At 66.2% G+C, this 22,629-nt stretch carries 17 protein-coding genes; 10 read left to right on the top strand and 7 right to left on the bottom strand.

Translation table 11 applies throughout. The features are described 5' to 3' along the window. Position 1: 1 nt before the first annotated feature. Both mdoH (DFP85_RS05470) and DFP85_RS05465 read right to left on the bottom strand, forming a co-directional pair. Positions 2 to 1,948, bottom strand: coding sequence for a glucans biosynthesis glucosyltransferase MdoH (gene mdoH, locus DFP85_RS05470; protein ID WP_133635299.1), 1,947 nt, complete (start codon positions 1,946 to 1,948; stop codon positions 2 to 4). Further along, a complete protein-coding gene (locus DFP85_RS05465; RefSeq protein ID WP_133635298.1) occupies positions 1,945 to 3,501 on the bottom strand; it encodes an OpgD/OpgG family glucan biosynthesis protein in 1,557 nt (518 codons plus the stop codon). The genes mdoH (DFP85_RS05470) and DFP85_RS05465 overlap by 4 nt, the downstream gene beginning before the upstream one ends. Positions 3,502 to 3,630: 129 nt before the next feature. Here DFP85_RS05465 and DFP85_RS05460 point away from each other — a divergent pair, with 129 nt between their 5' ends. Genes DFP85_RS05460 through DFP85_RS05450 form a run of 3 tightly spaced genes read left to right on the top strand, consistent with a single transcriptional unit; the run spans position 3,631 to position 7,315 of the window. Next, positions 3,631 to 5,268, top strand: coding sequence for a sulfatase-like hydrolase/transferase (locus DFP85_RS05460; RefSeq protein ID WP_133635297.1), 1,638 nt, complete (start codon positions 3,631 to 3,633; stop codon positions 5,266 to 5,268). A gap of 29 nt (positions 5,269 to 5,297) precedes the next feature. After that, a complete protein-coding gene (locus tag DFP85_RS05455; protein ID WP_133635296.1) occupies positions 5,298 to 5,888 on the top strand; it encodes a YceI family protein in 591 nt (196 codons plus the stop codon). 20 nt (positions 5,889 to 5,908) lie between these two features. Next, positions 5,909 to 7,315, top strand: coding sequence for a mannose-1-phosphate guanylyltransferase/mannose-6-phosphate isomerase (locus tag DFP85_RS05450; protein WP_208108455.1), 1,407 nt, complete (start codon positions 5,909 to 5,911; stop codon positions 7,313 to 7,315). A 47-nt stretch (positions 7,316 to 7,362) separates the two neighbouring features. Here the strand turns inward: DFP85_RS05450 and mdoH (DFP85_RS05445) are convergent, their stop codons facing one another. The 5 genes from mdoH (DFP85_RS05445) to DFP85_RS05425 form a co-directional block, all read right to left on the bottom strand. Beyond that, on the bottom strand, positions 7,363 to 9,267 hold the full coding sequence (mdoH, locus tag DFP85_RS05445) for a glucans biosynthesis glucosyltransferase MdoH (RefSeq protein WP_133635295.1): 1,905 nt from the start codon (positions 9,265 to 9,267) through the stop codon (positions 7,363 to 7,365). Further along, positions 9,254 to 10,798, bottom strand: coding sequence for an OpgD/OpgG family glucan biosynthesis protein (locus DFP85_RS05440; RefSeq protein ID WP_243737210.1), 1,545 nt, complete (start codon positions 10,796 to 10,798; stop codon positions 9,254 to 9,256). The genes mdoH (DFP85_RS05445) and DFP85_RS05440 overlap by 14 nt, the downstream gene beginning before the upstream one ends. A 186-nt stretch (positions 10,799 to 10,984) precedes the next feature. Beyond that, complete coding sequence (locus tag DFP85_RS05435; protein WP_133635294.1) at positions 10,985 to 11,914, bottom strand: lysophospholipid acyltransferase family protein; 930 nt, start codon at positions 11,912 to 11,914, stop codon at positions 10,985 to 10,987. Positions 11,915 to 11,917: 3 nt separating this feature from the next. Beyond that, positions 11,918 to 12,301, bottom strand: a complete 384-nt coding sequence (locus tag DFP85_RS05430; protein WP_133635293.1) for a DUF4870 family protein — start codon at positions 12,299 to 12,301, stop codon at positions 11,918 to 11,920. Positions 12,302 to 12,385: 84 nt separating this feature from the next. Continuing rightward, positions 12,386 to 12,769 carry a VOC family protein gene (locus DFP85_RS05425; protein ID WP_133635292.1) on the bottom strand — a complete coding sequence of 128 codons (384 nt, stop codon included), beginning with the start codon at positions 12,767 to 12,769 and terminating at the stop codon, positions 12,386 to 12,388. An 87-nt stretch (positions 12,770 to 12,856) separates the two neighbouring features. Between DFP85_RS05425 and DFP85_RS05420 the strand changes: the two genes are divergently transcribed. From DFP85_RS05420 to DFP85_RS05390, 7 genes are all read left to right on the top strand, one after another. Then, entirely contained in the window at positions 12,857 to 13,495 is a 639-nt protein-coding gene (locus tag DFP85_RS05420; protein ID WP_133635291.1) for a class I SAM-dependent methyltransferase, read from the top strand. A gap of 377 nt (positions 13,496 to 13,872) precedes the next feature. Beyond that, on the top strand, positions 13,873 to 15,222 hold the full coding sequence (locus DFP85_RS05415; protein WP_133635290.1) for a purine-cytosine permease family protein: 1,350 nt from the start codon (positions 13,873 to 13,875) through the stop codon (positions 15,220 to 15,222). A 164-nt stretch (positions 15,223 to 15,386) separates the two neighbouring features. Next, complete coding sequence (locus tag DFP85_RS05410) at positions 15,387 to 17,432, top strand: hydantoinase/oxoprolinase family protein (protein ID WP_133635289.1); 2,046 nt, start codon at positions 15,387 to 15,389, stop codon at positions 17,430 to 17,432. Beyond that, complete coding sequence (locus DFP85_RS05405; protein WP_133635288.1) at positions 17,429 to 19,402, top strand: hydantoinase B/oxoprolinase family protein; 1,974 nt, start codon at positions 17,429 to 17,431, stop codon at positions 19,400 to 19,402. Before DFP85_RS05410 ends, DFP85_RS05405 begins: the two co-directional genes overlap by 4 nt. A gap of 131 nt (positions 19,403 to 19,533) precedes the next feature. Beyond that, positions 19,534 to 20,556, top strand: coding sequence for a helix-turn-helix domain-containing protein (locus DFP85_RS05400; protein ID WP_208108454.1), 1,023 nt, complete (start codon positions 19,534 to 19,536; stop codon positions 20,554 to 20,556). Positions 20,557 to 20,625: 69 nt separating this feature from the next. Next, on the top strand, positions 20,626 to 20,913 hold the full coding sequence (locus DFP85_RS05395; RefSeq protein ID WP_133635287.1) for a cupin domain-containing protein: 288 nt from the start codon (positions 20,626 to 20,628) through the stop codon (positions 20,911 to 20,913). 285 nt (positions 20,914 to 21,198) lie between these two features. Beyond that, complete coding sequence (locus DFP85_RS05390; RefSeq protein ID WP_133635286.1) at positions 21,199 to 22,593, top strand: MFS transporter; 1,395 nt, start codon at positions 21,199 to 21,201, stop codon at positions 22,591 to 22,593. Positions 22,594 to 22,629: the final 36 nt, after the last annotated feature.

The following is a 22,629-nucleotide window of genomic DNA, read 5'->3' as shown; positions in this document are numbered from 1 at the left end:
TTCATTCGCGTTTCGCCCTCGGGTCGGTGTTGGCCAGGGCCGTCGGCCGCTGGGCGGGCCTGGGGGAAGCCGCTGGGTGTCGCGGTGGCCAGGTGGAGAACGACTGAACCGGCATCTCGCCGGGACAGTCCGGCGGCGGGGGAGCCAGGCGGGCCTCCGGTTGGCTCGGCGAGGCCGTTGCCAGCTGCTGCAGGACGGCCGTGGGCATCACTTCCGCGGGCACCCTCAGCAGGCCGGCACGGTAGAGCCTGTGGCCATGGGTGAGGCTGCTGGTCAGCCTGACCAGGGGCGCCGCCATCAACAGGCCCAGCCAGACCGGGGAGAGCCACCAGAAGAACAGCGGGGCGAGCAGGTAGGTCGATCCGGCCCATAGCGCACCGATCAGGGTCGCGAGCCAGGTGTGGCGAAGCGCATCCCGCCAGGGCACCGACCGCCCTTCGCGGACCTGGGCGTCCCAGCTCACCTTCCGGCCACTGAGCACGGCCAGGATGAATCCGCTGTGGAGCAGCATCATGAGCGGGGCGATCAGGATGGCGATGGCGATCTCCAGGAGGGTGCTCGCCAGCAGGCGTGCCCGGCCGCCGAAGGCGGCGGGGCGCTGAATGAAGGCCAGCAGGAACCCCAGCACCTTCGGTAGCAGCAGTACCACCGCCGTGCTGATGAGCAGGGGCATGATCAGCTCGGGCGTGGCAACGGGCCAGTCGGGAAAGAGCTGGAAGCCGGCACGGAAGAAGTCATGGCGACCCTGGGCCCGGCCGATGGCGTCCACGGTGCTGACCACCAGCATCAGACCCCACAGCAGCGAGGTCAGGTAGGCCAGCGCGCCGAACAGGAAGTGCAGGCGGTTCATGGGATGAAGGCCGGCGGCGGCCAGCAGCCGCAGATGCTGCAGGTTGCCCTGGATCCAGCGCCTGTCGCGCTTGGCGAACTCGAGGATGTTGCTGGGTACCTCCTCGTAGCTTTCGCCGAGACGGACATCCAGGTGGACCTCCCAGCCCGCCCGTCGCATCAGCGCCGCCTCGACGAAGTCGTGGCTGAGTATCTCGCCGCCCAGCGGCGGCTTGCCGGGCAGGTCCGGCAGGCCGCAGTGGGCCATGTAGGCCCGGGTCCGCAGGATGGCGTTGTGTCCCCAGAAGTTCGCCGCATGCCCTTGCCAGAAGCACTGTCCGGTGGCGAGCAGGGGGCTGTGAAGCGCGGCGGCGAACTGCGTGAAGCGCCCGAACACGCTGGCCGAGCGAACCGGGATCGGTACCGTCTGGATCAGGCCAGTCCGAGGGTTGGCCTGCATGGCGCTTACCAGCGACACCAGCGTCGCGCCTCCCATGCGGCTGTCCGCGTCCAGCACGACCAGGTAGTCGTAGCGACCTCCCCAGCGGCGACAGAAGTCCGCCAGGTTCCCGGCCTTGCGACCCCGGTTGTCCTCGCGGCGACGGTAGTGGACCCGCAGGCGGGGAGACAGCCGCTGCTGCAGGCCGGCGATGGCGGCGTGCTCCCGGCGGGCGATCGCGTCGTCCCGGGTATCGCTCAGCACGAACACCTCGAACCCCCGGGCGTCGGGCTGTTCGAGCAGCGAACGACAGGTGCTTTCCAGACCCGCCGCGACCCCCGCGGGATCCTCGTTATGGATGGGCATCACCAGGGCCGTCCGGTGCTCGCCAGGCTCGCTCGCCGGTGGGCGGCGAGCGAGGCGGTCCAGGGTCAGAGGGTCGCGGCGAGCCAACTGCAGCAGGAAGCCGATGATGGCCGTCCAGAAGGCGATGGTGATCCAGCCGAAGGTGATCACGAACAGGCCCAGCACGCTGCCCTGCAGCGCCGTGATGCCGTTGACGCGCAGGATCTCGAACATGGCCCAGCCCCCCAGGGCGGTCGTGGCGAGCACCAGCAGGGCGAGCCCCGCCTGTCGTGCGGCCAGCCATGGCACCCGGGGGGAACAATCAGCACAGTTCATCGGGGCTTCCAGGCGCCGGGGTTCAAGACATAGTTCCAGGTTTCGCTCATGGGCGCGTCGCGCAGCGTCAGCCGAAGACGCATGTCCATGGGGGTCTCCCCCTCGGGTTGCACTCGGAAGGAGGCGCGCCAGGTGTCGCCGTCGGGCAGGCGTTGCACCATCAGCTGTCGGGCCTCGCCGCTCGAGACCTCGAGTTCGGCGTGGACCGGGTGGCTTGCGTGCAGGCTCGAGAGCTCACCCCCCCTGAAGTCGACGACGAACTGGCGCAGGCTGCGCGGCGGTGGGTCGCTCTGGCCCGGTACGGCCCCCCAGCCCTGTCGGGTGCGCACGACGCTGGCCAGGGTCTGCTCGGGACGCTGGGCATCGAAGGTGGCCAGCCGGTAGCGGTAGGTCCTTGACCCGCCGGCCTCGAGGGGCTGCTCGGGGACCCAGTAGACGGCGATGTTGTCGTTGGTCTCCGAGTCGCTGGGTATCTCGACCAGTTCCACGCTGCCCGGTCCCCAGTCGTCGCGCGGGGTGACCCAGTGGCTGGGGCGGCGCTCGTAGCGCGACTCCATGTCCAGGTAGCTGTCGAAATCGCGGTCGCGCTGGGCAAGGCCGAACCCCGCCGGGCTCTCGTCCTGCAGTCGGGTGATGCGCAACTCGCGCGGGTTGCTCAACGGACGCCAGATCCACTCCCCGGCATGGGTCTGCATCAGCACGCCCTGGGAATCATGCACTTGGGGTCGGAAGTCGTCGGCCGGGTAGGGGCTGACGCCGCCATGCATGAACATGCTGGTCAGCGGGGCGATGCCCAGCTTCTCCACGTCGCGGCGGGCGAACAGTCGGGCCTCGACCTCCACCTCGACCTGCTCGCCGGGCAGCACCCGGAAATGGTAGGCGCCGGCCAGCGAGGGGCTGTCGAGCAGCGCGACGATGTCGATCCGGGTTGCCTCGGGGGCGGGCTTTAACAGCCAGAATGCCCGGAAGGCCGGGAACTCTTCCCCGCCGGGGGAGGCCGTATCGATGGCCAGACCCCGAGCCGAGAGGCCATAGCCCTGGTCGCGTCCCACCAACCGGAAGTAGCTGGCGCCCTGGAAGACCAGGAACTCGTCGTGGTAGTCCTTGCGATTGAGGGGGTAGTGCAGGCGAAAGCCAGCGTACCCCGCCTCGCTCAGGTCCTCCTCCGCCAGGGGAGCGGCGGCACTGTCGTAGCGGAAGAAGGATGACTGGAAGGGAAGGTCGTGCGGCTCGTCCCCCTCGACCAGGTGCAGGCGGACCGGCCGCTCGAACAGGAAACCGGCATGGAAGAGCTGCACCGAGAACAGCCCCTCGTCCTTCCACAGGGCGTCTTCCGGGCGAAAGCGGATCGAACGGTAGGTATCGTAGTCGATATCGCGCAGCGCCTGGGGCAGGTCACCGGCCCGCTCTTCAAAGGGAGATGCCGCAAGCCCTCGCGCACGCTCGGTGACCTCCTCGAAGATGCCGGGCGGGTCCGGGTCGGGCTCGGCCCAGCTCGCAGGCGTGATCCCCGCGATGAGCAGGCTGGTGGCCAGCCACCCTGATGGGGACATGGCATGATCCTCCTTGAATGGCATCTCCCGTCGAGGTCACAACAGGATCGGTGGCAAGTTGCAATGATGTCTTTATACAAAGATTATACAATGAAAGCTTGGTGGTCCATCTAACCCGGGTGATTGCCCATGCCGTTTCGCTCCCGCCTCCGCTGGTTCCTGGCCCTTGCGCTGCTCAATGGCGTGTTGCTGGCGCCAGTGTGGCTGTTGTACGGCGAGCTGACATCCCGCTGGATTGCGCTGGAGGCCATCCTGCTGGCGGCGGGGTTATCACTGCTGCCGTCGGCCGGCCGGCTTGCCGGGCTGCGCTGGCTGGTGGTGGCCCTGCTCATGGCATTCCTGCTGGTCGGCCTCGGTGACGTGGCGACCCATCTGGCGTTCGGGCGCTCCCTGAATCTCTACCTGGACCTTCCCCTGCTGCGTTCCGTCTTCCACCTGCTCGAGGGCAATCTGGGGTTTCCGGTGGCAGGCCTGCTCACCCTGCTGGCCATGGTCCTGCTGGCATTGGCGACCTGGCTGCTGGCGAAGGTGGCCGCGAGCCTGCAGGGCACCGCGCGCAGCGGCCTGGCGGCGACCGGTGCCCTGGGGGTGCTGGTGGCAAGCGGCATGCTGATCGCCATCGAGTTCCCGCAGAGTCGCTTGCTACCAGTGGCGCGCACGCCCTTGCTCGACACCCTGCATTTCCAGGGGCGGCAACTGGTCGAGACGCATCGCGCCCACCGTGACTTTGCCGAGCGGATGGCGGCCGGGCCCGATCCGGTCGCCGCCTTGCCGGGGCTCGCCGGACGCGATGTGGTGCTGGTCTTCGTGGAGTCCTACGGCATATCGGCACTGCTCGATGACCGCTATGCCCGGGTGCTGGGGCCGCGCCTCGAGGAAATGGCCGAGCGGTTCGCTGACGCCGGCCTGTCGGTGGCGTCCGGCATCCTCGACTCGCCGATCCGTGGCGGCCAGTCCTGGCTGGCCCATGCCACGGCGCTGAGTGGCCTGCGGGTCGACAATTCGCTCTGGTACCGGTTGATGCTGGGCAGCGAGCGCACCACCCTGGTGGACGATTTTCGGGCTACCGGCCATCGCACCCTCGCGGTGATGCCGGCCATCACCATGGCCTGGCCGGAGGGGCGCGCCTACGGGTTCGACGAGATTCACGCCGCCGCGGACCTCGAGTATGCCGGACCGCCCCTGAACTGGGTGACCATGCCCGACCAGTATACCCTGCACCATTTCCAGGCGCGGATCCGCCAGGACGTCGAGCCGTCGCCGCTCTTCGCCCAGATCGCGCTGATCAGCAGTCATGCGCCCTGGACCCCGATTCTCCCCGTGCTCGATGACTGGGATGCCGTCGGCGATGGCAGTGTCTTCGCACGCTGGGAAGACGCCGGCGAGTCACCCGACGAGCTCTGGCAGGATCTGGAACGGGTGCGCGATCACTATGCCAGGTCACTGGACTATGCTCTGGGGGCCAGCATTCACTGGGCCGAGGACTTCGTGGACGACCAGACCCTGGTGATCCTGCTGGGGGATCACCAGGCGGCGCCCCTGATCACCGGCGACAACGCCAGCGGCGGTGTCCCGGTCCACGTGATCAGCGGCGATGCCCGCCTGCTCGATCCCTTCCTGGCGCGGGGCTTCGTGTCCGGTACCCGGCCACCACGGCTTGAGAGCTATCCCGATGGCGAGCCGCCCGGCCAGGAGGTGCTGCGCGGCTGGCTCCATGAGGCGTTCGGCGCCGAGAACGCGCCGGGTGCCTCTGTCACGACCCCCTGACCGCAGGGCCGGATGGCCCGGGAGGCAAGATGCCACGACCGACTCCGAGGATAGCGCGACCCGCAACGGCAGCCCTGCTGACGGGCCTTGCCGGGCTGATGGCCGTTGCCACGGCCGGGGCCTGGGAACTGGATCGGGACGCGAGCCGTATCGAGCTGATCGGCACCGCCGACGGCCGCGAGGCGGTGACCCGTGTCGAGGCGTTCGAGGTCGACCTTGAAGGGGATCTGGACCAGCCGGCCGGGGGGAAGCTGGTGCTGACCCTTCAGTCGGACAGCATCACGGGCGGCAACGACATCGTCGACGGCATGCTGCACGGGCGAAACTGGTTCGATGCCGAGACCTACCCCGAGATCATCTTTCGCAGCACCGAGATCGAGGCACCGGCCGAGGGCGAACTGCGCATCGAGGGCGAGCTCGAGCTGCTGGGCGACACCTATCCGCTGACGGTGCCGGCGAGCTGGACGCGGCAGGGCGAGCGGGTCAAGGTCGACGGCCGCCTGACCCTGGACCGTACCGATTTCGATATGGGACGCGGCGCCTGGCGCACCGAGGGCACGGTGAAGCATGAGGTCCATGTCGACTTCGCCCTCGAACTGCTGGCGCCATCGCGCTCCTGATCCCTGGAGGAGACCTGCCCTTGTTCACCCCCCTGATCCTGGCTGGCGGCAATGGGGTGCGGCTCTGGCCGCTGTCGCGTCGGCAACGGCCCAAGCAGTTCCTCTCCCTGGAAGGCGAGGGGAGCCTGCTGGCCAACACCCTGGCCCGCCTCGAGGGGCTCGGCATGGCCGCGCCCATCGTCATCTGCCAGGAGGCGCACCGCTTCCTCGCCGCCGAGCAGCTCCGTCAGGCGGGTGTCGAGGGGGCGACCCTGCTGCTCGAGCCCGAGGGGCGCGGCACGGCCCCGGCCATCGCGCTGGCCGCCCTGCTGGCGCGCCGCCAGGAGCGCGGGGCGCCGCTGCTGGTTTTGCCGTCGGACCATCACCTGGCCGACGAGGAGGCCTTCCGCGCGGCCCTGGAACCGGCGGCACGGCTGGCCGGCGCGGGCCACCTGGTGACCTTCGGGGTGGTGCCGAGCCGTGCCGAAACCGGCTATGGCTATCTCCAGGCCGGTGAGGCACTGGGCGACGCGGGCCATGCGGTGGCGCGTTTCGTGGAGAAGCCCGACCTCGCCACCGCCGAGCGTTTCCTGGCGGCCGGCGACCATTATTGGAACAGCGGCATCTTCGTGCTGCGACCCGATGACTACCTGGACGCCCTGGCGGCCTTCGCCCCCGCCATCCTGGCCGCCTGTCGGGGCGCCATGGACGCGGCAGTGGTCGATCTCGACTTCCTGCGGCCGGATGCGCGGGCCTTCCGGGAGAGTCCCGCCGACTCCATCGACGTGGCGGTGATGGAGCGTACCGACCGAGCGGCCATGGTGCCGCTGGCCGCCGGCTGGAGCGACATCGGCTCCTGGCAGGCCCTCTGGGAGGCGCTGCCCCGTGATGTCGACGACAACGCCCTGCGCGGTGACGTGGTCTGCGAGCAGAGCCATGGGCTGCTGGTGCATGCCGATTCACGGCTGGTGGCCACCCTGGGGGTAGAGGATCTGGTGATCGTCGAGACCGACGATGCCGTGCTGGTGGCGGAGCGCGCCCAGAGCCAGCAGCTGCGGGGCCTGGTCGAGCGTCTGGAGGCCGAGGGTCGAAAGGAAACCCGATCCACCACCACCGTGCATCGCCCCTGGGGCCACTACCAGGTCGTCGACGCCGGACCGCGCCACCAGGTCAAGCGCATCACGGTGCGTCCGGGTGCGCGGCTCTCCCGGCAGCTCCACCACCACCGGGCCGAGCACTGGGTGGTGGTCAGCGGCACGGCCCGGGTCACCCTGGACGATGAGGTCTTCCTGGTGGGCGAGAACGCCTCGACCTTCATACCGGTGGGGCGGGTCCACTGCCTGGAGAACCCCGGCCTGATTCCGCTGGAGCTGATCGAGGTGCAGTCCGGCAGTTACCTGGGCGAGGACGACATCGTGCGCCTCGATGATTGCTACGGGCGGGAGTAGGTGCCCTCGTCGCCTGGCTCCCCCTGCCGGGATTCCACTGTCTGCCGCTACCGGCCCTCCGGCGACAGGGTCCGATGGCGGGTTGCCGAGAAGGACTGCACCGGCATCTCGCCGGGAAGTTCCGCGGGGGGTGGCAGGGGAGGGGCCTGGCCGGTCGCCGCCGGTCGCCTGTCCAGTTCCCGAAGTACTGCAGATGGCCGCGTCTCGCTGGGCACCAGCAGCAGACCGGCGCGATGCAGGGCGCGGCCCAGGGCCAGGCTGCTGCTCCACCGCACCAGCGGCGCGGACAGCAGCAGCCCCAGCCAGACCGGCGTCAGCCACCAGAAGAAGACGGGGGTGTACCACCAGGTGATGACCGCCCAGAGCAGCCCGGCCAGGGTCGCCTGCCAGGTATGCCGCCAGGCCTCCTGCCAGGGGACCGCGCGTCCCTCGCGAGACTGGGGGTCCCAGGAGACGGTACGCCCGCTCACCACGCCGATGACGAACAGGCTGTGGAACACCATCATCAGGGGCGCGATCAGCATGGCGAACAGCGCCTCCAGCAGCACGCTTGCCACCAGGCGCCGTGGTCCGCCGAAATCCGCCGGGCGCTGCGTCAGCGCCAGTGCCAGTCCCAGCACCTTGGGCATCAGCAGCATCGCCAGGGTGCCGGCCAGCAGCGGCATGATCAGCGGCGGGGGAGCGAGTGGCCAGTCGGGGAAGAGCTGGGCATCCGTGGTGAAGAAGTTCGGGTCGGTGAGGGCGCGGCCCAGGGCGTCTGCCGTGCTGACCATCAGGATCCCCAGCCAGATCAGCGAGGCGAGGTAGGCCAGGGCGCCGAACAGGAAGTGCAGCCGGCTCATGGCGTGCAGGCCGCGCCCAGTGAGCAGGCGCAGGTGCTGAAGGTTGCCCTGGACCCAGCGGCGGTCGCGCTTGGCGAAGTCGAGCAGGTGGCTCGGCATCTCCTCGTAGCTGCCGCCGAGGTCGGTCTGCATCTGGACCTGCCAGCCGGCTCGGCGCAGCAGGGCCGCCTCGACGAAGTCGTGGCTGAGTATCTCGCCGCCCAGCGGCGGGGCGCCCGGCAGGTCGGGCAGGCCGCAGTGCTCCATGAAGGCGCGGGTGCGCAGGATGGCATTGTGGCCGAAGTAGTTGGCCGCATCGGCATGCCAGAAGCTCAGTCCCGCCGCCAGCATGGGCGCATAGAGGGAGGCGGCCAGCTGGTTGGCGCGACCGAACAGGCTCTCCTGGCGTACCGGGATCGGCACCGTCTGCAGCAGCCCGAGACGCGGGTTGGCCTGCATGGCGTCGATCAGCGCGGCGATTGTGGCGCCGCTCATCAGGCTGTCGGCATCCAGCACCAGCAGGAAATCGTAGTGACGTCCCCAGCGGCGACAGAACTCGGCGAGGTTGCCGGCCTTGCGGCCGTCGTTGCTGTCGCGGTGGCGATAGTGCACGCGGCAGCGCCCCGCCAGTCGCGCCTGGAGGGCACCCACCTGGGCCGACTCCTCGGCGACGATGGCCTCATCGGTGCTGTCGCTGAGCACGAAGGCCTCGATCCGCCGCTCCGGGGTCTCCTCGGGCAGGTCACGACAGGTGGCCTCCAGGCCGGCGATCACCCGCGCCACGTCCTCGTTGTGGATCGGCATGGCCAGGGCGGTTCGCGAGCGGGCGCCCGCGGGCGGGGTCGGCGGCCTGATGCGCGACAGCGTCACCGGGTCGCGATGGGTAAGCCTCAGCGCGAAGCCGATCACCGCACTCCAGAAGGCGATGGTGATCCAGCCGAAGGTGATCGAGAACAGCCCCAGGATGAGGAGTTCCAGCGGCGAGATACCGCCCACGATGAGGATTCGGAACATGGCCCAGACCCCCAGGGCGACGGTCCCCGCGAACAGCAGGGCGAAGAGCAGGCGGCGCGTCCTGCGCCAGGGCGGACGGGTCGTGAACGCGGAGACGCGGGCATCAGCGGAATTCATCGGGATACCAGACATAGTTCCAGGTTTCCGTCAGTGGCTGGCCATGCAGTGTCAGCGACAGCCGCATGTCGGCGGGCTTGTTGCCGTCGGGAGCCAGCTGGAAGAGGGCGCGCCAGCTCTCGCCATCCGGCAGGCGCTGCACGCGTTGTTCGAGGATCTCGCCGCTTGAGGTCGTCAGGGAGAGCTGCACGGGGTGGGTTTCCGCCAGCCCGGACAGTTCCCCGCCGCGGAAGTCGACGACGAACTGGCGATGGCTCGCGGGGGGCGGCTCGTTCGCACCGGGGCGCTGCGCACGCCCCTGGCGGGTGCGAATCACATGCGCCAGCGCCTGCCCGGGCGGGACGGCATCGAAGGTATGCGTTCGATAGCGGTAGGTGCGTGACTCCCCCGCGGCCAGTGGTTTTTCGGGAATCCAGTAGGCGGTGATGTTGTCGTTGGTCTCGCTGTCGCTGGGAATCTCGATCAGCTCCACGTGCCCCTTGCCCCAGTCGCCCTCGGGCTGGACCCACTGGCTCGGGCGACGTCCGTAGCGGAGCGCATTGTCCAGGTAGGCGTCAAAGGCGCGCGGCCGCTGGACCAGCCCGAAGCCGCGGGGCGTCTGGTCCTGGAAGCGCGACACCTTGAGCTTCTTGGGGTTGCTGAGTGGGCGCCAGATCCACTCGCCGCTGCCGTTGTGCATGGCCAGGCCGCTGGAATCGTGGACTCGGGGCTGGAAGTCATCCTCCGCAACGCGGTCGATCTCGCCATGCAGGTACATGCTGGTGAGTGGGGCGATGCCGAGCTTGCCGATCTCCTCGCGGGCAAACAGCCGTGCCTCGGTATCCACCGTGGTGTGCCCCCCGGGGCGGATGTCGAAGCGGTAGGCGCCGGCCACCGAGGGGCTGTCGAGCAGGGCGAGGACGGTCATGCGGGCCTCGTCCGGCCCAGGCTTGACCAGCCAGAACTCGCGGAAGGCCGGGAACTCCTCGCCATGGGGCTCGGCAGTGTCGATGGCCAGGCCGCGCGTGGAGAGCCCGTAGCCCTGCTGGCGTCCCACCAGGCGGAAGTAGCTGGCGCCGAGGAACACCGCGAACTCGTCGCGGTAGTCGCCACTGTTGAGCGGATAGTGCAGCCGGAACCCGGCATGGCCGATATCGTCGAGCGCGAGCTCGGCGAGGGCGGAGGCGTCGCCGTCGTAGCGGAATCGCTCCTGGCGGAAGGGCAGGGGGCTTACCTCGCCCTGCTCGTCAACCAGGTTCAGGCGTACCGGCTGGGTGTAGAGGAAGCCAGGATGGAACAGCTGGACCTCGAAGAGGCCCTCGTCCTTCCAGATCGCTTCCTCCGGGCGAAAGCGAATCTCCCGATACTGGTCGTACGCCATATTTGCCAGCTCGGGCGGCAGGGGCGATTCGGGTGCCTGGTAGGTCTGGGTGGCAAGCTGTCGGGCGCGGTCGGTGACTCGGTCGAACAGCTCATCCGGGGTCGTTGCCGAGGCATCCATTGCCAGGGTCAGCGCCCATGCAACACTGAAGCGTCGCAGCGCGGTCTTCACGTGCAACTCTCTCCCTTTGGTCCCGCCGGCACTCCCTGCGCAAGCCGGGCCAGGAGAAGATGTGAATCATCAAGGCGCGTCGTTTTTGTATCGCCTTGAAGCCTGGGTCTTCGACGGTTGGCGCCGGTGAGAGTTCCGCGATGCCCCACCCGGACGACGGACGGTCGAGGCTCCCATGCAGCGGGGTCAGTAGAGGCGGAAACGCTTCCAGCCCGGCTTGCCTTCCGCCTCCTGCGGGGTCTTGCGATAGCGCTTGTACTCCCACTGGTACTGGGCCGGGTCCAGGGCGATGGCGGCCTCCACGCTGGCATTGACGCCGGTCGCCGAGGTGACCTCGTCGGGGTCGTAGACCCGCGCGTCGGCGGCCAGGAAATGCAGCACAAAGCCCTTGCCGGGTAGGCGCAGCGCCACCCCGGTGACGACTCTTGCCTCGGTGCGGGCCACCAGCTTGGGCAGCAGGGTGGCGGTGTAGGCGGGGCGGCCGTAGAAGGGGGCGAAGACCCCGCTGCCCCAGCTGGGGACCTGGTCGGGCAGGATGCCCACAGCCTCGGTGCGCTTGAGGGCCTTGAGCAGGGCGGCCACGCCGCGCGGATTGGTGGGCACCAGGCGCGCGCCCCGGCGTTCGCGGCCCTGGCGGATGATCGGGTCCAGCGGGGCGAGCTTGGGGGGCTCGTACATGGCGGTGAAGGGGAAGTGGCCGGAGAGCCAGAAGTTGAGCACTTCCCAGTTGCCGAAGTGGGGGGCCAGCACGATGACGCCGCGCCCCTCGGCCCGGGCCTCGTCCAGCAGCTCGCGGCCATGGACCTCGAGGATCGCGGCCTCGACCCGCTCGGGGTCGCCCATCCAGGCGAAGCCCAGCTCGAGCATGGTGGCGGTGGAGTGGGTCAGGCTCTGCCTGGCCAACTGCTGGCGCTCGGCCGCACTGCGGCAGGGGTAGACCTCGGCCAGGTTGGTCCGGGTGACCCGTCGCTCCCGGCCACTCAGCCGTTCCACTAGCGGACCGATCAGGCGAGCCAGCCGCCACAGGGTGGCGAGGCGGCGGCCGGCGAGGTTGCGCCACAGGGTGGCGATGGCACGGGCCTGAATGATGGTCGAACGGGACTCACTTCCGGCCATGGATCAGACCCACCAGCTGTCCACGTTGTCCGGCGCGCGATGCTCGTTGAGGGCCTTGAGCCCCTTCACGCAGCGGATCACCAGCCACACCACCGCGGCCAGCCAGGTGAGAAAGCCGATGAGCACTAGGGTCAGCAGGCCGGAAATGCCGAAGTAGAGCAGGGCGATCCAGAAGGTGCGGATCTGGTAGCGATAGTGCTCGTCGAGCCAGGCCGGCCCGTTGCCGCGGTAGACATAGGCGATCACCACGCCGACCAGCGAGGTGACGCCGCCGGTGACCATGCCGGCCAGGTGCAGCACGTAGACCACGATGGGAATGGTCGTGTCGGGGGCGGCGCCCCGTTCGGCGATGGTACGGTCGTCGTCCTGTGGCTGCGGGTCGTTCATGGCGCGTCCTTGTAGAGCGAATAACTGACGCCAATCATACCGGTCGAGGACGACAATGCCACAAGGCCTCGGTCCAACAGGCGCCTAGGGCTTCACGGGGCGGCTGAGCTCCAGCAGGTTGCCGTCCGGGTCGCGCAGGTAGAGCGAGGTGATCTCGCCGGTGGCGCCCTGTCGATTCACCGGACCGAGCTCCACCTCGACGTCCAGCGCCTCCAGGTGGCGCTGCACCTCCTCGAGCGGCAGCAGGCTGCGCAGGCAGAGATCCAGGCTGCCGGGCGTGGGCGTGGCGGCCCGGGGGGTGACGTCGGTGGCGGTCCAGTGCAGGCGCAGGGCGACATCGCCCAGCATCAGGTCGACGCGCTCGCGGTCGCGGTAGCGCACTTCCAGCCCCAGCACCCGGGAGTAGAAGTCCACGGCACGGGAAATGTCGGTCACGGTGATGACCAGGTGGTCCAGACCTGACAGCATTCGGGTCTCCTTGCGGGGTTCTGGCTTGCGGGGTTCTGGAGAGAGCAGGGGAATCCTGGGAGCGCTTGTTCTGGCACAGAGGATACGATGATGCTGACCTGTCCGCTATGTGCGTCCACCGACACCGGACACTTTCACCGCGATAGCCGGCGCGACTACCATCGCTGCCGGCGCTGCGCCCTGGTGTTCGTGCCACCCGGCCAGCGACCCGGGCCGGCAGCGGAGAGGGCGGTCTACGACCAGCACGAGAACTCGCCGCACGACCCGGGCTATCGCCGCTTCCTGTCGCGGCTCTTCGACCCCGTGAACGAGCGCCTCGCTCCCGGGGCCCGCGGGCTCGACTTCGGCTCGGGGCCGGGGCCGACGCTGTCGGTGATGTTCGAGGAGGCGGGCCACCCCATGGCGATCTACGACCCCTTCTATGCGCCTGAAGCGTCGGTGCTCGAACAGACCTACGACTTCATCACCGCCAGCGAGGTCGCCGAGCACCTCTTCGCGCCGGGGGAGGAGCTTGCACGGCTGGCGGGCCTGCTCCCCGCCGGCGGCTGGCTGGGGGTGATGACCAAGCGCGTCACCGACCAGGCGGCCTTCGCGCGCTGGCACTACATCCTCGACCCCACCCATGTAGTCTTCTTCAGCGAGGCGACCTTCGTGTGGCTGGCGAGTCACCTGGAGATGCGGGTCGAGTTTCCCGCGGCCGACGTGGCCCTGCTGCAGCGGCGCTGATGGATCGGCGGCGATCCAGGCATCCCCCCGTGCAACAAGTTACATAGATAACTCTAATAAAGTTAAACCTTCTCTTTCCGGCTAATGATTAGCTGCGCGGAAGTGGCCTTTGTGTATACCCGTGACGCTCGGCGGGGGTGCACGCCATGCCAATCGACAGTGCATCTCACGACAAACGCTTCTCTGCTCTTCGTGCCTATTGTGTATGGGTACCGACCGGTTGTCAGACCGAGATGGCATTTCAATAATAACAGCCGTGCATGCGAGATCGTCTGGTCCGGTGATTTATTAGTCTGTCCCTGTGGGGCTTACATGCTAACGAAGTATGTGTGATTAAGCATGATAAAACAGGGCGCACAATAACAATGGAGAAAACGATGAAAGAAACCACGAACAGTGAGGCTCAAGACCTCGATTTTTCTGAACGCCCCGTTCCGGCAGAAGGCAGGATGCCGCGTGCCAATCTGATGATGGCCTGGTGGGCGGTATGCAGCGCGATCTTCTATATGGTGGTGGCAGCCGCCATGGCGCGCACTTATGGAACTGCTAATGCCTTGCTGGGCATTGTCTTGACGGTGATTGCCTATGGCCTGATCAATGGCATCATCAGCCGTTACTCCATGAAGACGGGGTTGACCGTTGCGCTTTTCTCGAAGGTGCTTTTCGGCCACTTCGGTGCCGTCGTGGCGACGCTGATATTCTTTGCAACCGCCCTCTACTACGCGGTGTTTGAAGGTTATGTCATGGCACTGGTGCTGTCGGAGTGGAGTGGAAGCCTCTCCATGCCGTTGGCCACGGCAATTGTGGTTATATTCGGTGTCGCCTTGATATTCGGCAGCGTGCAACATTGGCTGGACAAGTTTAATGGGGTGCTGTTGCCAGTCTATGTGATTGGCATGCTGGTTGCCGTTGGCATGGCAGTGGCCGAGTTCGGGTATCCGTCGGGCTGGTTGACCCTTGTGCCGGAAGGTGGTGCTTCCCCTTGGGGCTGGTTGCACACCTTTGCCTACTACATGGGCGTCTGGGTGCTGATGATGTTCACCTTCGACTATGCGCGCTTTGGACGCAAGGAGGACTCGGGGTTTCATGCCCGCATCACTTTCGGCGTTCCCTTCTATGCCATGACCTTCCTGTTCAGCGGTGTCGTCGGCATCCTTCTCGATTCCATGATCCCCACGGATGGGCTATCCGAGGCCTCCATCGTCCTGGGCCTTCTTGAGCTGATGGGGGTAGGCGGTCTGTTGCTGGTCTGGGTGACCCAGAGTCGTATCAACACGGCCAACTTCTATCTCGCGACCGTCAACTTCGAATCCTTTGTTCGCAAGGTGACGGGTATTCGCCTGTCCAAGGTGCTGGCGGGCTGCATGATAGGCGTGATCGCTTATGTGTTGATGATGGCGGATGTCTTCTCCTACATCCTTCAGGCCCTGGCTTATCAGGGTGTCTTCGTGGTGGCTTGGGTGGGAGTTGCTCTGGCACACATTCTGTCCCGCACCTATCAGGACCGCTTCAATGGCCATGTGGAACTGGACAACGCCTATATCCCTGCCTTTAACCCCTGTGGGCTGATGGCATGGTGCGGAGCCGCGTTGCTCGGCATCGTGATCATGCAACTTCCTTCGATATCCGGGTTCTCCGCGCCGGCCACCTTCCTGTGCGCCTACGTGACCTATGCGCTGGGCCTTCGTGTCGCCAAGGAGGAGTGGTACGTGGCCAGCCTCAAGTAGCCATCGGATCGGTCGCGACTGAATCTTCCAGGATTGCGTCAGTCGCGACTCTTCCCCCCTGATTACAGCAACATGACCCAAGGTATTCGTACTCCTTGCTGAAACAGAAAGATAAATAAAGCACTTGCAACAACAACAGCCTCAACAACAAGAGGGTAATCACTATGTCCAAGCTAAGAGTCGCCGTAGATGCCGGCGGAACCTTTACTGACGTCTGTATCTACCATGAAGATACTCAGCAGTTCCGCGTCACCAAGGTTCCCTCTACGCCAAGCAACCCCAAGCAGGCCGTGATCGATGGGGTGCGGCGTGGCGAGATCGACCTGTCGGACGTGGACTTGTTCTTTCACGGCACTACCGTTGCCACCAACGCGCTGATCACCCGTCGCTTTCCCAAGGCGGCACTGGTCACCACCCAGGGCTTTCGCGATGTGATCGAGATTCGCGACGGCACCAAGGATAACCTCTGGGATGCCTACGAGGACGTGAGTGGGCCCTACATCCGCCGCCGCGATCGTTTCGAAGTGACCGAGCGCGTCGACTACGCCGGTGAGGTGTTGACCCCGCTGGATGAGGAGGAGGCCCGTCTCCTGGCCCGCAAGCTCAAACGGCGTGGCGCCACCACGGTGGCGGTGTGTTTCATCAACTCCTATGCCAACGCCCAGAACGAGAAGCGCATGCGGCAGATCCTCGAGGAGGAGATTCCCGAGGCCAGCGTCTCGACGTCATCGGATATCCTGCCCGAGATATTCGAACATGACCGCTTCAATACCGCGGTGGCGAATACGGTGTTGGGGCCGCTGGTCTCGGATTACGTCAAGCAGCTCGACGATGAGCTGAGTGCGGGTGGCTACGACAACGACCTGCTGCTGCTGCACTCCGGTGGCGGCTCGATGACCCCGGCCATGGCGAAGCACTTCCCGGTCCGCCTGGCGGCATCCGGTATCGCCGCGGGGGCGATCGCCGCCAAGCATATCGCCGAGCAGTGCGGTTATCGGAATGCTGTTGGGCTAGATATGGGGGGCACCTCGACCGATATCTCGCTGATCCATGATGGTGAGCTGCGCGTGACCAAGCAGTGGGGAGTGGAGTATGGCCACCCCATCGTGTTCCCGAGCATCGAGGTGCTGACCGTCGGTGCCGGCGGCGGCTCCCTGGCGCATATCGACATCGCCGGCGCCCTGCGTAACGGGCCGCAGTCCGCGGGTGCCGACCCCGGTCCGGCCTGCTACGAGCGCGGCGGCACGGAGCCTACCAATACGGATGCCAACCTCGCGCTGAACCGTCTGGGGACCGTACTTGCCGGCGGCGCGCTCGAGCTGAACCGGGACAAGGCAACCCAGGTCATCGAGGCGCGTGTCGGCCAGCCGCTGTCGCTGGATATGGCCGAGGCGGCGCAGGCGGTCATCAAGGTGGCGAATGCCAACATGGCCGATGCGGTGCGTCTGGTGTCGATCCGCCGCGGCCTGGACCCGCGTGACTTCGCCCTCATCGCCTTTGGCGGTGCCGGTGCCCTGCACGGTGCCGAAGTGGCCAAGGAACTGGGCATCCCGGCGGTGATCGTGCCCCCCAACCCCGGGGTGACCTCGGCGATGGGGTGTCTGCTGGTGGATATCCAGCACGACCTCTCGATGATGTATACCGCGGCGGCGGACAGTGCCGACCTGGAAGACCTCGACCGCCAGTTCCGGTCGCTGGAGGACGAAGCGGTGGACCGGCTGCACCACGAAGGCGTCGCCGATGCCGATGTGGTTCTGCAGCGTGGCATCTCTATGCGCTATCAGGGGCAGTGGCGCTCGCTGCAGGTGGCGATGGGCAGCGGCGACGCATCACTCGAGGATGCCATCGAGAGGTTCCATAAGGAGCATGAGCGGCAGTTCTCCTTCCGTCAGAATGCGCTCCCCGTCGAGATCTACCAGCTTCACCTGCGTGCCGTGGGCAAGACGCCCAAGCCGGCGTTTGCACGCAGCGAGCGGCAGCCTGGTGCTCAAGCAGAGCCGCATGCGCACCGCGAGGTGTACTTCGAGGGGCAGTGGCACCAGACACCGGTCTACGACCGGGCAACCCTGCCGGTAGGGTTCGAGTTCTCCGGTCCTGCCATTATCGACCAGCTGGACTCCACCACCGTGGTACCGCCCGATACGGTGGCGTCGATCGATGAGTGGAAGAACATTCGCATTCAACTGATTCAGTCGGGAGAGAAAGCATGAGCATGGCACACACCAACAAGGATAACGCTCTCGATCCGGTCACCTTCGAAGTCCTCAAGAACGCTTTCGCCACGAGCGTCGACCTGATGAGCGAGCAGATCCTGCGCACCTGCTACTCGTTCGTCATCTACTCGCGCGACTTCTCTTCCGCGCTGTGCGATGCCCAGGGCAACACGGTCATGCAGGGAAGCGGCGACATCGCAGTACACGTCGGCACCCTGCACTTCCAGTGCAAGGCGGTGCTCGAGGAGTTTGCAGGCGATATTCACCCCGGTGATGTCTTTGCCATCAACGATCCCTATCGTGGCGGTACGCACCTCAACGACGTCAGCTTCATTCGCCCGATCTTTTCCGAAGGGGAGATCATCGGCTTTGCCCAGAACAAGGGGCACTGGGCGGATATCGGCGGCAGTGTGCCGGGCTCCTTCGACGTCAACGCCAGCACCCACTTCAGCGAGGGGCTTCGCATCACGCCGGTACGTGTCTGGCGGGAAGGCGTCTTCCTGCACGATGTCGCCCAGCTGCTGGTCTCCAACACCCGTGCCCCGGCTCAGGCCCTGGGGGACCTGCAGGCCCAGGCAGAGGCCACGGCGGTCTGTGAGCGTGAGGTTCTCCGCCTGGTCGACAAGTACTCCAAGGCCACCGTCGTGGCGGCCATGCAGGAGACCCAGGACTATGTCGAGAGGGTTGTGCTCAAGAGCCTGGCGGGAATGCCGAAGGGCGAGTGGGAGACGGTCGACTATATCGATGCCGACCCTGCGCTGGGCGAGGGGATGGTGCCCATTCGCATCAAACTGACGCTGGATGGCAACGGCATTCACTATGACCTGTCGGGTTCGGCGCCTGCGGTCTCCACCTTTCTCAACTCCAGCTACGGGACGACTCACTCCGCCATCTACGCGGGTACCAAGACCTTCTTTCCCGACGTTCCGCTTAACTCCGGGTTCTATCGCGCGGTGACGGCCAATATCGGTGAAGAGGGCAGCGTGGTGAACGCGGGCTGGCCTCATGCTGTCACCGGCTTCTGCTCCGGCCCCTACGAGAAGGTTATGAACGGCATCTTCGAGCTGTGGAGCGGGGTCATGCCGGAGCGTGCGATGGCCTGTGCCTTCAACCTGGAGTATCTACTGATCGGGGGTAATGATGGGCGGACCGGCAGCGGCGACTACTTCATGTGGTACGACTGGATGGCCGGCGGCTGGGGCGGGCGTCAGACCAAGGACGGTTCGTCGGCCACCTCGCCAGTGTTCGGCACCGGGCTGGCGGTTCAGCCGGTGGAAGGGCAGGAGAGGCTGAACCCCGTGCTGACGATGTGCCACGAGATCAGCATGGACTCGGCCGGGCCAGGCCGCTTCCGCGGCGGCTGCGGTGTCGAGAAGGGGGGCAAGTTGACCCAGGTCGACAAGACGGTGATGAGCTACTGCTGTGACCGCGGTCGTTCGGTGACCTGGGGGGTGAATGGTGGGCTCCCCTCCGTGCCGCACGGGGTGTGGATCAACAAGGGGACGCCGGATGAGAAATACCTGGGTGCCACCTTCTCTAACGTGACGGTACGTTCCGGTGATACTTTTACACGTCCCTCGGCGGGTGGCGGTGGATTCGGTGACCCGCTGGAGCGCGAGGCGGAAGCGGTGCTGGAGGATGTGATCGATGGCTATGTGTCTGTCGAGCGCGCGGAGTGCGACTACGGAGTGGTGATCCAAGTCAACGATCCTGATATCGACGACTATGAGATCAACGCCGAGCGCACGGCCAAGGCTCGTGAGTGGATCCGGGGAAATCGGCGCGAGTGGTTGCAGGCACCTCCTGAGGACGTCGCCAAGCAGTATCGGGATGGCGAACTGAATGCCCTGGATGTGATTCGTCGCTACGGCGTGGTGCTGGACTGGGGCACTGGCGAGCTGCTGGAGAAGTCCACTCAACAGTATCGTGACTCGCTGGCCAAGCGCTCATCCAGTTACTGGACGTGATATTGCGATCGCTGACGTGAACGGGGAGACTTCGGTAGGTCCTTGGCCTGATCAGGTGGGGCCGGGCCTCCGGAGTCTCGTCTTCGTTGCGATACGCTCAGACATGGTGCGTGAGCAGAGAGAGGAATGGCATGAATACAACGACGACAATGCCAGGCACCGCCGAGTTGCCAGGATACGCCAGACCGACAAGGGCTGGTGGAGCCACAAGGCCCGACAAACGGTTAAGCTCCAACTCGAAGGATCGCTGGACGCAGATCATTTCCGACACTTACTTTCCATTGACGCTGAACTACGGTGGCCACAAGGAAGACGCCTTCCAGGGGGCGCTCAAGCTCTGGAAGGCAGCGGGTAGTGACTACTCCCTGTCGCGACTCACCTCCGACAGAGCTGAGTACTCCCGATCGCGCTCGCAGATTGCCGAGGATAGCCAGGCCTCGTTTCTGGTGACGATCCCGCTACAGGCAAAGGTGTTTTTTTCCCAGCATGGAAGAAGCTTGAGTTGCCCCCCGGGCCACTTCATCGTCGAACAGGGCGATGCGCCCTATCGGTTCGGCTATGCAACACCGAACGACATGTGGGTCTTCAAGGTACCCGAGGGTTCGATGAGGTCCCGCATTCGGCGTCCGGAACGCTATTCGCAGCACTGCTTCTCCGCCCAGGAGGGTATCGGCTGTGCCTTCGTCGAATTCCTGAAGATCTGCTCGCAGCATGTGAACGACTGCAGCGTGGAAGATCAAAGTCGCCTGTTCGAGCAGGCCCTGAGCATGCTGTCGATGGTGCTGGATCAGGACGAACGGGTGCTGAACAGCGACCAGTCGCATCTGAAGACCGCCCACCTGATGCGGATCGAGCGCTATATCTCGGCCAACCTGGGCGATCCTGAGCTGTCCCCTGCTCGCATCGCCCATTTCTGCGGCATTTCCCTGCGCTACTTGCACAAGCTCTTTGCAGGGTCGGGGTATACGGTGGGCGAATGGATACGCTCTCAGCGGCTGGAGGCCGCACATCGCGAACTCGAGTCGCTACCCGTGGGAGTCAATATCGGCGAGGTGGCCTACCGCTGGGGGTTCTCGGAGCAGGCGCAGTTCAGCCGTGCGTTTCGCAGGCGGTTCGGTTATTCCGCCAGCGAACTGCGGGATCGCCAGACGTGAGTGGCGGCAGTGTGGTTCGAAGACGGCAGATAACCGTTCAGCGTTAAGAGAAAGGAGGCAAGTCTTGCCATGCAGAGAGCACAGGCCGTGAGCCAACTTCAAATCGACGATAGTCAGGTGATCGTGACCCGCTGGGACTTTCCTCCCGGGTCGGAAACGGGCTGGCATCGCCATGAGCATGACTATGTGATCATTCCGTTAACCGACGGTCGGATGCGACTGGAAACGCCCGAGGGAGAGCGCGTGGTCACCCTCGAGGCTGGTGTTTGCTATACGCGAGTCGAGGGCACGGAGCATAACGTCATCAACGATGGCAAGGAGCCTTTCGCCTTTGTCGAAGTGGAAGTCAAGAAGTAAAAAGCCGCCTGATGAAGCGGTGTCACATGGCGACGAGATGACTCATTTCAGAAGCCTTGGAGCGAGCGGTAAAGCCGCACGGGTTACGCCTACCATCGACAGGCCCTGACGAGCCCTGTCGTCGGAGGCTGGCCAGGCGCAACAAATCGATTGACTCGCCGCCGGCCGGGAGTATGATTCGCGCGCTCACGATGCCGCGAGCGTCGTAACCGATGCCGAGAGCAGGCGCTCCACGGCACTCTCTGCCACGCTTCTCCCTTATCACCTGCTGCTGTGAGGCCCTTCATGTCGCGGCAACTGCTGGCCATGGCCCTGGCCCCCCTGCTGGGGCTCTTCATCCTCGGGATCGGCAACGGTTTCCTGGCCACGGTGATCACCCTGCGCCTGGACGCCGCCGGCGAATCGCCGGTGGTGATCGGCTGGGTCTCCTCGGCCTACTTCATCGGCCTGGCGCTGGGCGCCATGCTCAATGACCGCCTGCTGCTGCGCATCGGCCATATCCGCGCCTACGGCAGCTTCGCCTCCCTGGTGGCGGTGACCGTGCTGCTCCAGGGGCTGGTGGACGAGCCCTGGGCCTGGTTCGCCCTGCGCCTGATCGGCGGCTGGGCCACGGTGGGCGTCTACCTGGTGATCGAGAGCTGGCTGCTGGCCTCCGGCGATGCCAGGGTGCGTGGCCGCCTGCTGGCGCTCTACATGATCTCTCTTTACGCCGCCGGCGTGCTCGGCCAGCTTCTGCTCGGGGTCACCGAGGCCATGGGCGGGGCGGCGTCGTTCATGGTGATCGGCATGCTGGCCTCGCTCTCGGTGCTGCCCATGGCGATGATCCCGCGGGTCTCCCCGCTGATCGAGAAGGCCGAGCCGCTCTCCCCCCTGCGCCTGGTCACCCTGACCCCCACCGGGGTGATGGGCAGCTTCGGCTCGGGGCTGGCGGTGGCCGCGGTCTACTCCCTGCTGCCGCTCTACCTGCAGCGCACCGGCCTCCCAGTCGACCGGATCGGCCAGATGATGGCGGTGGTGGTGCTCGGTGCCATGCTGCTGCAGTACCCGGTGGGGAGGTGGTCGGACCGCCATGATCGGCAGCTGGTGCTGATCCTGATCGGGGCCTTCTGCACGCTGATCTCCGCGGCGGTGCTGTGGCTGCCGATGAATGCGTGGATCCTGGCCGGGCTGCTGTTCCTGCTCGGCGGTGGCGTCTTCTCGCTCTACCCGGTGGCGGTGGGCCACGCCGCCGACCGCGCCCCGGCGGGCGCCCTGGTGCGCATGAGCCAGGGCCTGCTGCTGATCAACGCCATCGGCTCGGCGCTCAGCCCGCCGCTGGTCTCCCCGGTGATGAGCCTGTTGGGCGATGCCGGCCTGTTCTGGGCCTTCGGCGCCCTGGGCCTGATCCTGGTGGCCTTCTTCGGCTGGCGGCGCAGCGTGCGTCCGGCGCCGCTGCCGGTGGCACCCTTCTCGCCCAGCACGCCGATGTCGGCGGCGGGGGCCGAGCTCGCCATCACCGAGGAGCTGGTGCAGGGCGCCATCGAGCACGAGCACGTCGAGGACCTTGCCGGGGCCGTGCCCGAGGTGGCGGTGGCCGAGCCGCTGGTCGGCCCGCCGCCACCCGACGAGCCGCACATCGCCTACTTCCACGATGAACCGACCCCCGAGGAGGCCGCCCTGGGCAATATCTCGCGCCCCTGAATTTCCCTCCACTTGCCATCCTCCACGAGCCCGCTG

The sequence above is a fragment of the Halomonas ventosae genome, assembly GCF_004363555.1.
In the GTDB taxonomy this organism is placed as follows: Bacteria; Pseudomonadota; Gammaproteobacteria; order Pseudomonadales; family Halomonadaceae; genus Halomonas; species Halomonas ventosae.
Note: the sequence above shows the minus strand (reverse complement) of the source record. Positions and strands in the feature narration are given on the sequence as shown.